The organism is Ruegeria sp. D4, from assembly GCF_056534475.1.
In genome coordinates this window covers 1-17166 of sequence record NZ_JBQFPJ010000016.1, presented here as the reverse complement: position 1 = coordinate 17166, position 17166 = coordinate 1, and the positions used below count along the sequence as shown (strand labels likewise).

General features: G+C 55.8%; 12 protein-coding genes. 5 read left to right on the top strand and 7 right to left on the bottom strand.

The window, feature by feature from the left end; translation table 11 throughout:
• Positions 1-38 precede the first annotated feature (38 nt).
• The 3 genes from ACR0MI_RS18295 to ACR0MI_RS18285 are packed head-to-tail and all read right to left on the bottom strand — an operon-like array spanning position 39 to position 3343.
• Positions 39-1061 (bottom strand): histone deacetylase family protein, encoded by a 1023-nt coding sequence (locus ACR0MI_RS18295; protein WP_170611445.1) that lies wholly within the window; start codon positions 1059-1061, stop codon positions 39-41.
• 9 nt (positions 1062-1070) lie between these two features.
• Positions 1071-2000 carry a 3,5-dioxohexanoate:acetyl-CoA acetone transferase gene (kce, locus tag ACR0MI_RS18290; protein ID WP_170611447.1) on the bottom strand — a complete coding sequence of 310 codons (930 nt, stop codon included), beginning with the start codon at positions 1998-2000 and terminating at the stop codon, positions 1071-1073.
• 2 nt (positions 2001-2002) lie between these two features.
• Positions 2003-3343, bottom strand: coding sequence for an aminotransferase family protein (locus ACR0MI_RS18285; RefSeq protein WP_170611837.1), 1341 nt, complete (start codon positions 3341-3343; stop codon positions 2003-2005).
• 81 nt (positions 3344-3424) lie between these two features.
• On the opposite strand from ACR0MI_RS18285, the gene ACR0MI_RS18280 reads away from it, so the two are divergent.
• The 5 genes from ACR0MI_RS18280 to ACR0MI_RS18260 all read left to right on the top strand — a co-directional run bounded on the left by ACR0MI_RS18280 (position 3425) and on the right by ACR0MI_RS18260 (position 10986).
• Complete coding sequence (locus tag ACR0MI_RS18280; RefSeq protein WP_480441610.1) at positions 3425-4411, top strand: LysR family transcriptional regulator; 987 nt, start codon at positions 3425-3427, stop codon at positions 4409-4411.
• Positions 4412-4594: 183 nt separating this feature from the next.
• A complete protein-coding gene (locus ACR0MI_RS18275; protein ID WP_170611449.1) occupies positions 4595-5479 on the top strand; it encodes a MurR/RpiR family transcriptional regulator in 885 nt (294 codons plus the stop codon).
• Between the two features lie 2 nt (positions 5480-5481).
• On the top strand, positions 5482-6324 hold the full coding sequence (locus ACR0MI_RS18270) for a carbon-nitrogen hydrolase family protein (protein ID WP_170611451.1): 843 nt from the start codon (positions 5482-5484) through the stop codon (positions 6322-6324).
• A gap of 175 nt (positions 6325-6499) precedes the next feature.
• Entirely contained in the window at positions 6500-8884 is a 2385-nt protein-coding gene (locus ACR0MI_RS18265; protein WP_170611453.1) for a GcvT family protein, read from the top strand.
• A 125-nt stretch (positions 8885-9009) separates the two neighbouring features.
• Entirely contained in the window at positions 9010-10986 is a 1977-nt protein-coding gene (locus ACR0MI_RS18260) for a CocE/NonD family hydrolase (RefSeq protein WP_170816884.1), read from the top strand.
• Between the two features lie 177 nt (positions 10987-11163).
• On the opposite strand, the gene ACR0MI_RS18255 is transcribed toward ACR0MI_RS18260, so the two are convergent.
• From ACR0MI_RS18255 to ACR0MI_RS18240, 4 genes are all read right to left on the bottom strand, one after another.
• Positions 11164-12405, bottom strand: coding sequence for a TylF/MycF/NovP-related O-methyltransferase (locus ACR0MI_RS18255; RefSeq protein ID WP_170611457.1), 1242 nt, complete (start codon positions 12403-12405; stop codon positions 11164-11166).
• Between the two features lie 238 nt (positions 12406-12643).
• The gene (locus ACR0MI_RS18250) at positions 12644-13747 is read right to left on the bottom strand and encodes an alginate O-acetyltransferase AlgX-related protein (protein ID WP_170611459.1); all 1104 of its coding nucleotides are present in this window, start codon (positions 13745-13747) and stop codon (positions 12644-12646) included.
• Position 13748: 1 nt separating this feature from the next.
• Positions 13749-15140 (bottom strand): MBOAT family protein, encoded by a 1392-nt coding sequence (locus ACR0MI_RS18245; protein WP_170611461.1) that lies wholly within the window; start codon positions 15138-15140, stop codon positions 13749-13751.
• 12 nt (positions 15141-15152) lie between these two features.
• Positions 15153-17012 (bottom strand): rhamnan synthesis F family protein, encoded by a 1860-nt coding sequence (locus ACR0MI_RS18240; protein WP_170611463.1) that lies wholly within the window; start codon positions 17010-17012, stop codon positions 15153-15155.
• Positions 17013-17166: the final 154 nt, after the last annotated feature.

The window sequence follows — 17166 nt, the reverse complement described above, 5'->3', positions numbered from 1 at the left end:
GATCGTCATCTTGCTAAATCCCCTGGGGCGTTTCAACATCAACCTGAGTACCCGGACAGGAATGCGTTCAGATTTTCACCCAGTTCATCGCAGAGATAGCCCCCCTCCTGCACGATGACGGTCGGAACGGCCAACTCATTCAGCTTCTCCGCAATTCTGGTGAAGCCCGGCGTTGATACCGCCAATCCGCCAAACGGATCACCTTCGAAAGCGTCGAGGCCCAGCGCGATCACGACAGCGCCCGGCGCAAAGGCCCGGACATGTTCAAGCCCGCTTTCCAGCCCTTTCATGAACCCGTCATCCCTGGTTCCGCGTGGTAGGGGAACATTGAGGTTATAACCAAATCCGGCGCCCTCTCCGCGTTCATGCGCGTGGCCCCAGAAGAACGGATAGAACCGCGCGGGATCCGCGTGGATGGAAAGCGTGAAGACGTCACTGCGTTCATAGAAAATGCCCTGCGTACCGTTTCCATGGTGCAGATCCACATCGATGATCGCCACGCGGTCATGCTGCTTTCGAAGGTACTGCGCTGCGATTGCGCTGTTGTTGAGATAACAGAACCCACCCGCCAGATCGCTGAAACAGTGATGCCCGGGTGGGCGGCACATCGCATAAGCGACATCGTCGCCTTCGCTCACGGCCTGCGCTGCAGAAACAGCGCAGTTCGCAGACCAGCGCGACGCTTCCCAAGTGTGCTCTCCGATAGGACATGACATATCCGCGATGTGGTATCCCGCTTGCGCCACGGCGGATAACGGATAGCTCGCCGTGCGGCGGTCGGGATGAATGTTCGGGAAAATCTCTGGCGCCGCATCCGGAATACGTTGCCAGCGCGGGTAAACCGTCGACAGAAACTTCAGATAGGCCGGAGCGTGGACCGCCGCAATCGGACCCAGGCCATGATCCTCGGGGGCCAGAATGTCATGCCCGCCTGTCGCGACCCCATCCAAAAACCGTTCCAGCCGTTCAGGTTTTTCCGGATTGGGCTGCATGAGGCCATTCACCAGAAATCCCGAAGGAAAGTGTTGGCGCTGTTTTTCCTGATCAACAAAGACTTTCATGCCATCCCCCTAAAACGCGACCTGATCCGCGCCTTTTAGCCCCAGTGTTTCGCGTACATCCGTGGGTGATGCGACATCGAACCCCAATTCTTCGACAATGCGTCGAATTTTCTGCACCTGCTGCGCATTGCTTGTGGCCAGTTCCCCTTTCGCGATCATCAGGTTGTCTTCCAGCCCGACGCGCACGTTCCCTCCCAGCACCACGCTCATTGTCCCCAAAGGCATCTGCTGGCGCCCGGCAGCGAGAACGGAAAACTGGTACTGATCACCCAGCAAACGGTCCGCGGTTGATTTCATGTGCATCAAGTTCTCGGGGCTGGCATCCATGCCGCCAAAGACACCCATGACAAACTGAAGGAAGACGGGTGCCTTGATCCGTTTTTTCCGAAGATAGTAGGCGACGGTCTGGATGTGACCAACGTCGTAGCACTCCAGCTCGAACCGTGTTCCGCACCCATCCCCCATCAGCGTGAAAAGACGCTCGATATCATGAAACGTGTTCTTGAAAACATTGTCGCGAGAGTTTTCCAGAAATGGCTCTTCCCAGTCGTGTTGCCAGTCCGAGAAACGTTCGCGCATCGGGAAAAGACCGAAATTCATTGACCCCATGTTGAGCGAACACATCTCAGGCGACAGTTGCGACGGAGCGGACAGGCGCTCTTCGATCGTCATCTGCGAACTACCACCTGTCGTGATGTTGATGACCGCATCTGTAGCCTGTTTGATGCGCGGCAAAAACTGCCGGAATACGTCGATATCCGCGCTTGGCTTCCCGGTTTCCGGGTCGCGCGCGTGAAGATGCAACACCGAGGCCCCTGCTTCGGCTGCCCCGATAGCCGCAGTCGCGATCTCATCCGGTGTCACCGGCAGATACGGGCTCATGCTAGGGGTGTGGATCGAACCTGTGACCGCACAGGTTATGATGATTTTTCTTGTCATATTCAGCTCTCCAGCCCGGCTTCCCGCGCAAATACGGAAAGGCTGTCATCCAGAATGTTCAGAATGTCGCCAACCTGATCTTCGGTTACGATCATCGGCGGGCAAATCAGGAAATGATCCCCTTCCAGCCCGCCCCTGGTCCGGCGGGAATAGGTGATCAGACCCCGGTCGTAGCAGATATCCACAAACCGGGAATACGCATCCAGTTGCTTGGGAAGCGGCGTCATGCTTGCGCGATCCGAAACCATTTCAAACGCCATCAGCAAACCTTTGCCCCGCACGTCGCCGATGAAGGAATAGCGCCCCATCAACTCGTGCAGGCCGGTCGTCAGAACACCACCCATCCGGGTCGCGTTCTCAAGCAGATTCAGCCGTTCGATTTCGCCCAGCACGGCCAGACCCGCCGCGCAGGCCAGCGGGTTGCCTGCATAGGTGTGACCATGTGCAAAACCGCCAGCGGCCAGGACGGCGTCCACCATCCGTTCGTCGGCAATCATCGCGCCGAGCGGCGCATAACCAGCGGCAAAGCCCTTGGAAACGGCGGCCAGGTCCGGACGAACATCCCAATGTTCGGACGCCATGAATTTGCCCGTCCGGCCAACGCCGGACATGACTTCGTCCATGATCAGAAGGATACCGAATTCGTCGCAGATTTCCCGGATGCGGCGATAATAGCTGTCCGGTGCAACCAACGCTCCGGTCGACGCGCCACCCACCGGTTCCATGATAAAGGCCAGCACGGTCTCAGGACCCTGAGCGATGATCTCATCCCTCAGCATCTCGGCGTATTTCAAACCGCGCGCGTCATCGGACAGGTTGTCATTGTCCAGATAGCAACGCGGTGCCGGGATCTTTGGCATGTCCTGAAACATTGGCCGAAACACATCTACCAAGGGCCCGTACCCGGTCAGTGCAAGCGCACCCAAGGTGCTTCCGTGGTAGGAAGGGAACCGCGAAATCACTTTCCAGCGGTCCTGCTGCCCGGTGGCGACCGCCCATTGGCGCGCAAACTTCACGCAGGATTCAACCGCTTCTGAGCCACCCGACACAAAGAAGACCCGGTTCAGACCGCCCGGCATGCGCGCGGCGATGGCCGACGCGAGGTCTTCGGCCGGGGCGTTTTCGAAATGGAGCCTGTAAGCGAACGTGGCACTGTCCATTTGCGCCTTCATCGCAGCCAGAACGTTCGGGTTCGAATGTCCGATGTTGCTGACCATCGCACCGGATGAGCCATCAATGTACCGTCGGCCTTCCGTATCCCAAAAATAGATCCCTTCGGCACGGTCGACCTGAGGCCGCCGGAGACGGGATTGATAGAACAAATTCGATTTCTGCACTGACAGGCCTCCGAGAATCCCTGAACGTATCAGGACGACAAGAAGATGTTGCGCGCAGATCTGTCATAGACCAAATAGATAATATGAATGGATATCATAGATCTGGTTAATGACATGAAGGAATCCAAGGCGGAAAGACTGGCGCGGGAACTGGACTGGAACCTGCTGCGCACCTTCATGTTTATCGTCCAGGAAGGCAGCCTGACCAGCGCAGCCAACCGACTGAGATTGCGCCAGCCGACGATAAGCCAGGCCTTGCAGCGGCTTGAAGCCCGCACCGGCACCAAGCTGATCGAGCGCAGTCCGTCAAGCTTTCGGGTCACGCCGGCCGGCGAAACCCTGTATCAGGAATGTGTTGAAGTGTTCGGAACCATCACGCGCGCCGTGCAGACAGCCCAAACCACACGGGATCATCTGACCGGTCAGGTCTCCATCGCCACAACCAGCCGAATTGAAAGCCCTTTCTACGACAGGGTTCTGTCTGATTTTCACGAACAGAATCCCAACGTGACATTTGAAATCAACGTCATGTCCAGCGCAAACGTCCAGCGCAGTGTTCTGGAGAAGAACGCGGCCGTGGGCTTTTGCCTGGCCCACGAAATTCACCCCAGACTGAATCACGAGATCATGTATAGATCTTTCTTCAGCTTCTTTTGCGGCCCGACGCATCCTCTTTTTGGGCAAGCGGATTTGAAGCTGAGCGACCTGAGAGAGTATCCGTCCGTTTCCTTTAAAACCGACCAGTTGTGGGATGCCCTAAGGCCGGTGGCCCTTTTGCGGGCGCAGCAGGCGCTGGACAAGAAGGTTATCGGATTCACGTCTAACCTGGACGAGGCCTTGCGGATGATCATTGCCGGGCTGGGGTTTGGCCCCCTGCCCGTCCACTTCGCCAGCCAATACGTGGCGCAAGGCAAACTCTGGCGCCTGCCGCCTTACACCAACGAACCGGTGATCGATTTTTTCATGGTTCACCACAGTAACGCGCGTTTGAACCCCGCAGAACTCGCCTTTCTTGAAATGTTGAAGGCCAGAATATCCAGTACTCCGCTAAGCAAACGCACATACTCGGACTGACATGCCGACACCGCGACACAGGGCATCGTCCGGTCCGGATGTTTTCAAATGATACAGTTGTCAGGAAATATTGCACGAACGTGAAAATCATCCTAGCATCGCGCTCAGGCTGTTGGGTTCGGGCCATGTCAATACACCCGGAAACATCAACGTGAGCAACCTCCTGTTCTGAGCACTTGTAGTATGAGCGATTATCAGCAAATCGGCGAACGCCTGAGGGACCTTTACCCCGACCTTCCCCGCGTTCTGAAAATCGTCGCGACCTACATGCTTGAGCATCCGGGCGACATCGCGACACTGTCCATGCGCCGTGTGGCAACAAATGCGGGCGTTTCCCTGCCGAATTTTTCCCGCATGGCAAAAATTCTGGGGTACGAGACCTATAGCGAGCTGCGTGACGTCTATCGCAAACAGGTGCAGCAGCACGACATCAAGGATTATCACCTGCGCGCCGTAACCATGAGCGACTCGGAAGACAGCCGCAGCAACATCAGGTTCTGGGAGCAGTTGCGCGACGCAGCGCTGACCAACGTATCTTCTCTGTTCGAAGCCAACGACCCGGAACACATCGCCGAGATCGCCCGCATGTTAAGCAAAAGCAGACATGTCTATCTGGTGGGAATGCAGGCTTCGCAAACCCACGCGTCTTACCTGCACTATCTGGCGGGAATGACCAGCGGCAAATTCCGCCTGCTTCAGGCCGCTGGCGGTGTTCTGGCCGACTCAATCACCGATATCTCGGAAAAGGACACCGTGATAACAATCAGCCTGCAACCTTGCGCCAACGCGGCCATTCAGGTGTCCGAATTTGCGCAGGAACGAAAGGCGAAGGTAATCGCGATCACCGACAGTCCCGCGTCGCCTATTGCGATCATGGCAGATCACACACTGCTGGCTCAGGATCAGGCCCCGTTTTTCTTTGGCTCCTTTGCCGGCGTAACGGTGCTGATCGAGGCACTGATCGGGTTCTTCACGATCGAGGAACGGGCCAGCGCAACAGACAGAATCAAACAGATTGAAGCGGATCGCATCAGGCTGGGCGAGTATTGGAAGGACAAGGAAGTCTGACAATGTCGAAGGAAGAAACACTGGCAATTCTGGCGTGTCAGATCCGCATTCCGCAAACGAACTCTGCGCAGGAACGCGACGATCATCTGGCGCAGTCCACGCAAAGAGTATCCGAGGAACTGGCCGCCAGGCCTGCGGACCTGGTGGTCTTGCCCGAATTGTCGAGCATAGATTATTCCCGCGCGGCGTTTTCGCGTCTGGACGATATTGCCGAACCCCTGGACGGTGCTTCATTCCGCGCGTGGCGTGATGTGGCGCTAAAGTTCGGCGTTTTCGTTTCCTACAGCTTCGCGCGCAGAGGGACAGACGGCAACTATATCTCGATTGCGGTTGTGGGACCGGACGGCAATCTTGTCGGGCATTATGACAAACTACATCTGGCCCAATACGGCGCCTCGATGGAGAAAGAGTATTTTGAGCGCGGCGCGCATCTGCTGACTTACGAAGTCCGTGGGTTCAGGATCGCCCCTATCATTTGCTACGACATCCGCATTCCCGAGCTATGCCGCACCCTGGTTGTCGACAGGGGTGTTGATCTGATAACCCATTGCGGCGCCTATTTCCGGGATGAATCCTTCCCCACCTGGCACGCCTTCGCGACCACCCGAGCGATGGAGAACCAAATTTTCCTGATGTCACTCAACCGCGCCGGTGAGCAGTATGGAAATTCGCTGTTCTGCTGGCCCTGGATGGACGAAAACAAGGGCCCCGTCGCGTTTCCACAGCATGAAGAAGCCTTGAAACACATCGTTTTGGAACGATCCGTTCTGAATCAGGCCCGCACCGATTATTCTTTCCTGAGGGACCGGCTGGAAGACTATGATCGTCTTCCGACCCTGACCTAACAAACCTCGCAATACGCAAACGATTGGCTCAGGACCGCTCGGGAAATTTCCGGAATGGTGGTGAACTGTACGCTTGTTCACATAATTTAACGAATGATAAAATTCGTTAGACTAGTTTTTCAAATTTAATATTCTGAGTAAAATTGGCTTTGAATCAGAATCACAGGAAAGCGAAATGACTGTCCCAGGCCACGCTTCAGTAATTGTTATCGGCGGCGGAATTATGGGGTGCTCGACCCTGTACCACCTGGCAAAAATGGGGGTCGGCGATGCGATCCTGCTGGAACGCAACAAGCTGACCAGCGGTACGACGTGGCACTCTGCTGCACAGGTTCGCGCACTTCGCCATTCGCAGAACTTGACCCGTATGATCCAGTATTCGGTCGATCTTTATTCCCGGCTTGAACAGGAAACGGGCCAGAATGTTGGCTGGATCCAGAAAGGCAGCCTGTCCATCGCCACCTCGGACGGGCGTATGACACATATCCGACGGCAAGAGGCGCTGGCCAGAGCCTATGGGGTCACTGCGCAATCCATCAGCGCAGGCGAGGCCAAGGAACGCTGGCCGCTGATGAATGCCGAAGATGTCATCGGCGCTGTCTGGTCGCCGGACGACGGCCGAGTCAGCCCTTCGGACGTGTGCGCCGCACTGATCAAGGCTGCGAAAGGTTTGGGCGCAAGGATTTTCGAGGATACCGGGGTCACTGGCATCCTGACTGAAAATGGCCGCATCAAGGGCGTTGAAACAACGGCCGGCACGATCACATGCGATGCCATTGCCTTGTGCACCGGGCTTTGGTCACGCCAAGTGGGCGCCATGGCCGGCGCCGCCGTGCCTGCGCTTGCCTGCGAACATTTCTACCTGCTGACCAAGCCAATCGAAGGAATTGTCGGAAATACTCCAACGCTCAGCGACCACGACAGCCATCTGTACATCCGCGACGATTCAGGCGGCTTGCTGGTGGGTTGTTTTGAACCCATGGGCAAACCGGTGAAACCCGGCATTCTGGATGAAAACTTTGAATTCAGCCTACTGCCCGAGGACTGGGACCATTTCGAGCCGATGATGATGAACGCGCTGCACCGGTTACCGGCGCTTGAGACGGCCGAGGTCAAAATGCTGCTCAACGGGCCCGAGAGCTTTACCCCGGACGGCATGTTCATGCTGGGCGAGACGGCGGAGACACGCGGGCTGTATCTGGGCTGTGGTCTGAACTCGGTCGGGATCGCTTCGGGTGGCGGCGCCGGGATGAACCTGGCCCATTGCATCGTTCATGGGCACACGGCGTATGATTTGGGCGAAGCGGATGCCAAACGTTTTGCGCCTGTGTTCAACTCGCTGGATCATTTGATGGCCCGGGCGCCGGAAATTCTGGGAACCCACTACGAAATCGCATATCCCGGCCGTCAGCTCACAACCGCGCGGAACCTGCGTGCCCTGCCACTGGAGGCGGAATACAAGGCTGCGGGCGCGCATTTTGGCCAGTTTTATGGCTGGGAGCGCCCGCTCTACTTCGGAAAAACCGCCGAGCCCGCAATGAGTTTCGGCAAACCCGACTGGTTCGAAAACGTGGCGAATGAAGTCAAAGCCGCGCACGAGCAAGCGGCTGTCTTCGATGCGTCATCCTTCGGCAAGATCGAGGTTGAAGGCCCGGATGCCGAGGCGTTCCTGCAACATACATGCGCGTCCAACATGGCCAAGCCGCCGGGCAGTGCCGTCTATGCTGCGGTACTGAATGAACGCGGCACCTATGAAAGCGATATTACCGCCCATCGGATTGCCGATAACCACTATCGCCTGTTCGTCGGCACCAATGCGACCAAACGGGACCTCGCCTGGTTCTGCCGCCACTCGGAAGGGTTTGATGTGACCCTGAACGACAGCACCGAGGACTACGCCGTTCTGGGCCTGATGGGTCCTGACGCCGCACGGATCATCACCGAGGCCGGTGCGCCCGAACTGACCAGACTGGGCTATTTCAAGGTCGGTCCCGCGCACATCGCCGGATGCCATGTTCGGGCCGTGCGCATGTCATATGTCGGGGAACCGGGCTGGGAAATCACCATGCGCGCCGAAAACGCCCCCGCAGTTTATGCAGTGCTGACGGCAGCGGGCGCAAAACCGGCGGGCCTGTACGCCCAGACCGCCATGCGGATCGAAAAAGGATTTGCCGCCATGGGTCATGAACTGGACAGCGACACGTCCCCTGTCGAGGCCGGGCTGGACAGTCTGGTGCCGAAGAAAAAGCCCTTTATCGGCTCCGAAGCGCTGGCGCGGCGGCGCGAAACGAGTTCACGCCATCTGGTCACGGTGATCATAGACGACGAGGCGGCGGTGCCACTGGGACATGAGCCCATCTACACCGGAGACAAGATTGTGGGTCATACGACGTCCGCCGCTTTTGGCTATCGTATCGGCAAGCCGGTTGCACTCGCCCATGTCAAACTGAAAGACGCTGATGGCGTCAGGGTCCAGCTTGACATAGCCGGCAGCCGGTTTGCGGCGAAACTTCAATATGCGTGTGCGTTTGATCCGGAAGGCGCACGGATGCGCAGCTAAGACGCCACCGCGCCGTGGTGAAAAAATCCGGCGCGGTGGAACCGAAACATGTAAAACGTCGCCAAGTTCCGAATTCACTGGTATCCGGGTATGCAAGCCGGTCGCAGAAAGGGTGACGTCCGAAAATGCCAGTCGAAATCATCGAAAACACATGGATACCACTACCGGAAGGGCGAAAACTTGCCGCAAGGATCTGGTTGCCGGAAACAGGGCCTTCCCCTGCGATTCTGGAGTACCTTCCATACCGAAAGCGTGATGGGAGTGCGCCGCGGGATGAAACTACCCATCCTGTGTTTGCCAAGGCCGGGTATGCCTGCATCCGGGTGGACATCGCCGGAACCGGCGACAGTGACGGCCAGTTCGATGATGAATATTCCGAGCAGGAACTCAGCGATGGCGAAGCCGTTCTGAACTGGATCGCAGCACAGGACTGGTGCGACGGAAACGTCGGCATGATCGGAATTTCCTGGGGCGGGTTCAACGGATTGCAACTGGCTTTCCGCCGTCCTGCCGCGTTGAAAGCGGTCGTCAGTGTCGCCTCGACAGTCGATCGTTACGCCGACGACATTCACTTCATGGGCGGGTGCCTGCTCAGCGACAACGTCAACTGGGGGTGCCAGATGTTTGCCTACCTGACGCGCCCGGCTGATCCCGCTTTGCGACCTGATTGGCGCGAGGACTGGCTGAAACGGCTTGAAAACGTGCCATTTTCAGCCGCCGACTGGCTGCGCCATCCCACCCGAGATGGGTTTTGGAAACATGGCTCGGTCTGTGAAGACTGGTCAGCCATTCGGGCCCCCGTTTTGGCAATCACCGGCTGGGCGGACGCCTATGTCAACGCACCACCCACGCTGGCCGCCAATCTTGAAGTACCCGCAAAGGCTATAATCGGGCCCTGGGAACACCGCTATCCGCATATTGCCAAACTGGATGCCGGGGACTTCCACTCGGAAGTCATCAGGTGGTTCGATCGATGGCTGAAAGGGCAACAGAACGGGGCCGAGGATCTGCCCGCCTATCGGGCGTATATGCAGCAACATTTCAATCCGACCAAGGAAAACAAGCCAAGACAGGGGCACTGGATCGCCGAAAGCCAATGGCCCTCACCCAATGTTGGTACCCAGCACTGGCACCTGCGACCGGGTGGATTTGCGGACGCTCCTATCGCCGAAAAAGCGATGGTGGCCAGCCCCTCGCATATCGGACAGGCAAGCGGGTATTTCTGTCCTGGCATGCGGATAGATAACGAGTTGTCCGAGGATCAATCTCAGGATGATGCACTGTCACTTTGCTTCGACAGCACAGCAATGCAAAAACCGCTGGACCTGTTGGGGCGCGCCCGGCTGAAACTGTCCTTCACCGCGGACAAGCCGGTGGCGCAACTGGTCGCGCGTTTGTGTGACGTTGCCCCCGACGGAACGTCGCAGCGGATTACCTACCGCGCGCTGAACCTGACGCATTGCAACAGCCATGAGACACCAGAAGTATTGGTGCCCGGAAAGGTCTATGAAGCGGAAATCGTATTGAACGAATGCGCCCACCGCCTGCTACCGGGACACATCCTTCGTCTGGCGCTGTCCACCTCATATTGGCCAATAGTCTGGCCTGCACCCAACGCTGCACAAGTGACGCTGCTGCTGGAACACTCAGCCCTGCTGTTGCCTGTGCGGGACGTACACGAGGAAATCGCACCATCAAATCCCGGGCCGGTTCAGGATTATCCGACACTTCAGGCCGGTCAACTGCGGCCACCTTCTGGACGTTCGGAGCGCTCGGTGGAAGACGACGGAACCGTGGTCCTTACGACATTTGACGATTACGGCAAGGCCACCGATCCTTATCATGGCATGACAGTTGGCAGCCATGTGGCCATGCGTTACGCGATCCACCCGGACGATCCGACAACGGCACAGTACAAAGCCAACTGGTCATTTACGTTCGCACGAGGCGATTGGCAGGTTGAGATACATACGGAAGGCCAAATGACCTGTGATGAGCAGAATTTTTACCTGGACAGAAAATTGCGCGCGACCGAAGGCTCCGAAAAATCCGAAGTCCTGACAAAGGAATGGCGCGAGACAATCCCGCGTGGACTTCTTTGAGATTACTGATCACAGAAGTGCAACCGCCTCGGAATCTCGCCAGCCCGTTCGTAGGTTCCGGTTCAAAGGTTCCGCTTTGAAGGATTGCGCTCTACGGCAATAGCAAAACGGATCTGATACACTTTGCTTGGCGAAAGTACCGGACACGTGACGCGCCACGTGTCCGGCATTCAAATTTCAGGTTTTCAGGATCAAGCCCTGACCTGTCGGCAGAGACAAGATGTGAAAATTCATCTCACGGCTCAGCTCATCCATCGCCTGTTTCTGCAGCTCGAACCCTTTCTGAGCATAGTCATCCAGAAGCACAATTCCACCGGGCACGATTCTGTCCCAAACGAACCGCAAGGCGTCTATTTCCGGTGCAGGGTTATTCAGGTCGATATGAACAAACGCCAGTTGTTCGCTCGTCAACTGATCCAGCGTGTCAGGAATAAAGCCAACCACAATCTTGGTGTTTTTGAATTCCGCAAAATTCGCGCGAACTTCATCGGCACTGATCGCATAGAAGCCATTAGACAACGCGGCGGTGTTGTATTCGGACAGGTGTTCTTTGCCTTCTTCCGCGCCTTCAATATGTTCGGGCTTCATCCCGGCAAATGAGTCAAAGAGGAAGATGGTTTTGTTCTGGTTGTTCCAATCCAGGTCAAGCATGGCACCGGATGCCAACATGCCGTAATTCACTCCGAACTCGGCAAAATCGCCCGGAAGCGCCATGGCGGTTCGCATGCACCACAGACCGACATGGAACCGCCAGTACCAGTGATGGTCGATGCCACGGGCGGCTTTCGAACCCCGTTCATACGCTTTTTTGAAGGCGGGATCCTGCATGAAATCAGAGCTGTGAATGGTGCTGAGCCCGTCAAAATCATACACACCCTTTAGTTCGGATGGACGACGTTTTTCCTGATAGCCATAGTTGACGAAATGGGTCCAGGGATCCTGACCGCTTGCGCCAATTTCCGGGTAGGCTTTCACGTAATACTCGGGGTCGAACCAATCAGGATGGGCTGGCGTTGCCGATGGTTTAAGTCCTTCCTGATAACCGTGCTTCAGGTAATGAGACCACGCGTCCATTCCCGTCTCACGGACGGCCGGATTAGTACTCAGGTAGAACTCGGGATCAAACCAGTCAGGATGGGCTGACGTCGCCGACGGCTTGAGCCCTTCCTGATAACCGTGCTTCAGGTAATGAGCCCATGCGTCCATTCCTGTCTCGCGGACGGCCGGATTGGTACTCAGGTAGAACTCAGGATCAAACCAGTCAGGATGGGTTGGCGCAGCTGACGGCTTAAGTCCTTCCTGATAACCGTGCTTCAAGTAATGAGACCATGGATCTATGCCTTTCTCGCGAATCTGAGGGTTGCTGTTCAGGTAGTATTCGGGGTCGAACCAGTCAGGATGCGTCAAGGTGCCGTTCACTTATCGTTTCTCGTATGAGTGGGTGGATATTTCAGATAGGATGTTATTCCTACAAACTTCTCCGGTTTTTTCCATAGGCGGAGTTCGGGACCATCTCCAAAACGGCATAACAACTGCTACTTTGTGATCCGGCCGCTTCGTTAAGCGATCTGTTCCGCCTTGTCGGCGAGAATGCTGGCCTTTCCGCCGTAAACTTCAAAGATTGTTGCCATGACAATCTGGTGATCAAAGACCCGCATCAGTTCAACGCCTTGAGTGTTTCATGCAGGTGCCAGCCCGGTATTTCCCAGTCGACAAACTCAAAGATGAGATAGTCAGGCTGAAACGCTTCGACTGCGTTTCTATCGTAGGCGCCGTGCGCATGATGCGACCACCGTACTTCACTGAAAACTGCGCCCAGGAAAGGTCGAAAGAACCCAAACGTGAAGCTGTCCCCGATAATCTGCAGTTTGGGTTTGCCCGAGCTACCGTCATCGAATTTGACAATGTACGAATTCATCGAAACATGGTCTTCGAAGTCCTCAACGCTTTGTTCTTCGACGGCCCGCAACATGGTCATGTCCAATTCGGGAATTGCCTCACTATCAGCGGCTTCGCTGAGCCCCATAAACTGGTCGAGAACACCGAAATACGTGCCTTCATTGTAGCCGATCAACAGAGCCTGCGGGGGTGGAAGATTTTCGGCCAGGCCCAGTCGGCTCATCGCGTCATAGAAGACGACATAGGCACCGAAACTGTTCCAGTGGGTATCCCGTTTGTAATAAAGAGGCGTTTCGTCAAGATCATATTCCTGATAAACGACATAGGGATCCGTCAGGGGTATGTTCTGGTCTGCCAAATTCTTGATGATGGCCCGTTGTTCAGATTTCTCGAACTCGTCTGTTTGCGCCCAGGACGGCATATACTTGTTGTAGACAGCGTGCTTGGTCGGAACCGGAATAGCCAGAAATTCGGCCCCAACCTTGTCTGCCAGGTCCTGCGCCTCGAGCACATAGTTTGTGATACTGGTGACGCGCCAAGGCAAGAATTCCAACCCGCTTGTTCGTTCAATGACCGACGGCGCGTTGTAGTACATCCAGCCTTCCCGCCCCACGATGACCTTCGCGTTGCCCTGGCGGTTCACTTTTTTATCCAAGGACTTCTTGGCCAAAATCATCTGATTGCGAAGGCCGATATTGTCGGAGACAAAGTCATCGACCCCTGCAAAAAAGTCGTCCAGTCCGGACAGTGAATCCGGGAACGCAGGAAACTCAGTTTGTGCGCGGTTTTCAAGATTGAGATCACTGCTGAAAAACCCGGCCAGGACGGGTATGAGCAGGCATATGAGCAGTATTTTGTCCATGTCAGAACCGGAAATACAGGAATGGGCTATACGTGCTGTTGGCCACGAACATCAAACATACCAACAGCAGGAAAGTGAACCACATATTAGAGAGCCAGCCAATTCTGTTGGGGCGTTTCCAGATGCGGTCGCGAACCGGCCGTGGAACCAAGCCGAAGAAAAGACCAATCGCGAAGATCGCCATGACTTCATTGCTGACCGTCAGAAAGAACTCGGGGGATATCACGCCATCCCCCGAGGCGCCGAACATGTGGCCAAGGTAGTCAACCGCGTCACCCAACGTCTCGGCCCGGAAGAACACCCACCCGATCAGCACGACCAACAACGTGTAGACTCGTGCAAAAACAATCTGACGGGGTTTTCCAAAGAACCGCTCAAGCGTCAGAAAACTACCGTGCCACAGGCCCCAGATGACAAAGTTCCACGCGGCACCATGCCAGATACCGGTCGCAAGAAAGACAATCAGCAGATTGATGACCGTACGGACCTGACCGTGACGGTTTCCGCCCAGTGGAATGTACAGATAGTCGCGAAACCAGCTGGACAATGACATATGCCAACGCCGCCAGAACTCGGTCATGGACTTGGACACATATGGGTCGCGGAAGTTGGTTGGAAATTTGAACCCGAAAAACAGACCCAGTCCGATCGCCATGTTCGAATATCCGGCAAAATCGAAGAAGATCTGAAGGGCATAGGCCACAGCGCCCAGCCACGCTTCCCCCATGTCCAACGCTGGCCCGAGTGAAAAAGCGTGGTCTGCAATTGGTGCGACCTTATCTGCGATGATGACCTTTGACGCCAGGCCCAGGACGAAGAGCTTGGCCCCAACCGAGCGCCTGCTGCCGGTATCAAGCCGCTTTCCCATCTGCGTCACAACGGACCCAAAGCGCACAATTGGGCCGGCAATCAGCTGCGGGAAAAGAATGATATACAGCGCAGTGCGCAACAACGTCGGGGACTGGTATTTTTCTTCGTCGCTATGTCGATACACGTCGACCAGTTGCGAGATTGCCTGGAACGTAAAGAACGATATGCCCAATGGAAGCGCAATTGTCAGTTCGGGCAGGAATCCGACCCCGACCGAGCGCAAGTTTTCGGCTACAAAGCCGTAGTATTTGAAGAACCCGAGCAGCGATAGCAGGGCCGCGATACACAGCGAAACTACCAGCCGCTTATGCTTTGTTCCCTTGATCTGATAGACCGTGCCAGCATGCGTGATCGCAATGGCCGTAAAGATGAGCGGAAGGTACTTCAGCTCTCCCCAGCTATAAAAGATCACGGAACCGCACAGCAGAAGGATATTCCGCGTGTGGGCCGTTCTGGTCAGATAGCATCCTGCCAATATCAGCGGTAGGAACGCATACAAAAAGGTCGGGCTGCTGAATAACATCCGTCAGGCTGCTCACTTCTGGAATTGCGACAAGTCGCGATGCTTGTTCTTTTTCTGGCGTTTGATACCAAGCGCTGCACCGACCGATTTGAGCGCCGGCCTGCAAAACCTTTCGAACTGCCGCAATGTGCTGGGTGTTCGGCTGCGGTGAGTTTCACCATTGACGTAGGAAATCAGGTGCCCGTGCGGTGCGACGTGCTCCATCGGGAAATAGGAATACAGGCTGTCCATCTTGTATTCCATCAACGTCGTGCTCTGGGCGGCCACATAGTCCGGCCAGACGGTCGCTGACATGTAACCCCGGGCCTGTGCGACATAGGTCATGGCCCGTTCCTGGCCGTGCGCCAACCCGCCATCCACATGATTGGGTTCCTGATTGTATTGCGAATACTGGTATTGATCGTCAAACATCGGCCGCAGGGCGTCCGGACGGAACCAGTATACGGTGCCGTATGCGGCCAAAGGTGAATAGGGTTCTTCCGGGACCGAGCAGTTCAGGTCCTCCAGGATTTCGGCGAAGATCGGCCGGTTGTCGTACCAGGCGTGCCCCATCGACCGGTAACCGGTATGGATCATGGGCGCGAATGCCATGCCCACATGAGGGTGGGTGGCAAAGAAATCCAACAGATGAGACACGTATTCCCTGTTCGCCAAGACCGAGTCAAAAATGAAGTTTTTGAAGTATTTTCCAGTCGTTGGATGCACTTGAGGTGACTTTTTGGAATGCAGGCGGCAAACCAGGTCATAGTCCTTTTCCATCACCACATCTTTGAGGTCGATATACAGCGAGGACATATCCCGCCCGCGATTTTCGCCCACGACACGCACATCTGCCTCAATTCCAGCGGCTGCGCATTTTTCTTCCAGGATCGCTTTCTTCTCGTCCGACGCGGTGGTGATATAGAAATCAAACGGGTGTGGAATATTGCTGACCCGATCAAAAATCTCTTCAAACGCTTCGGTGTAGTAGAGATGCGCACAGGCCGCGATTTTGAGCGAAGAATCCCATTTTGGCGTTCCTTCGTATGATTTGCTGTCAAACGTAAATTGATAGGCCAGATTGGTGTGTAGCGACCGCAATGAAGTCGTCTTCAACAGAACCTGCCACATCAGGTTCGTCGGATAGTCGCTGTTTTCTTCCAGATAGGGAATGATCCGGTCCAGGTTGATCTGATATGCATCCTGAAGCGCCGGCGAGCTGTAGAACGGGTGCAGCAGGATAAAGGGGCACTGCGCTTCTTCCAGCGTTTCTTTTATTTCCAGCAGAAGCGGATGGTCCGTCTCATAGTCTTCAGGTTTGATAAACGCACCGCCTTGGAAGCCGTGCTTGATCAGATAGGCCGCCAGATCCGGAGTGGTACCCGGTTTGTTGCCAGGCGAACCTTTCCTTGGCGTGTGTTTTTGCAGGAACTTTTGAAACGGCTCCGATTGCAGCACGTTCTGCCCCAAATTCAGAAAGATGCTAACGAGTTGCCGATCGTTTTCTGACAACGCTTCGTCTTTTCTGCTGGCGATTGACCAGAAGTCCAGATCGCTTTGCGCCGCCATGCTGGCCCGCATGGCTTCATAGGGGTAGACGGGACCGATCAGGTCACAATCCATAAGGGTCAGTTCATCCAGCGCCTGGATCTGATCCAAACCCAATTGGCTGATGCAGCCCAGATACCCCCGGATGTGGTCCCGTGGTTGTTTGTCCAGAACAACGACCTCGTCGCTGCATGCATTCAGTTCGGCCAGGCCGTCGGAATCGGGCGCACCGTTGGTTACAACCCAGATACGATCGAAATCCGGTCGCAGAGACGCAAGGCAATGCGTGGCGTACCCAAGGACTTCACCCTTTTGAAGTTCCAAATTGTAGATTAACCCGCGCATCACCCCTGCTCCTTTTTTGCCCATGTGCTGAATTGGTTGAGGCCGTCCCTGACGGAGACCTGCGGGGACCAGTTCAGCAGGCGGCGTGCCTTCGAGATATCGGCCAGAGCATAGCGAATGTCGCCGGCGCGGAAATCGCCGGTGACTTGGACGC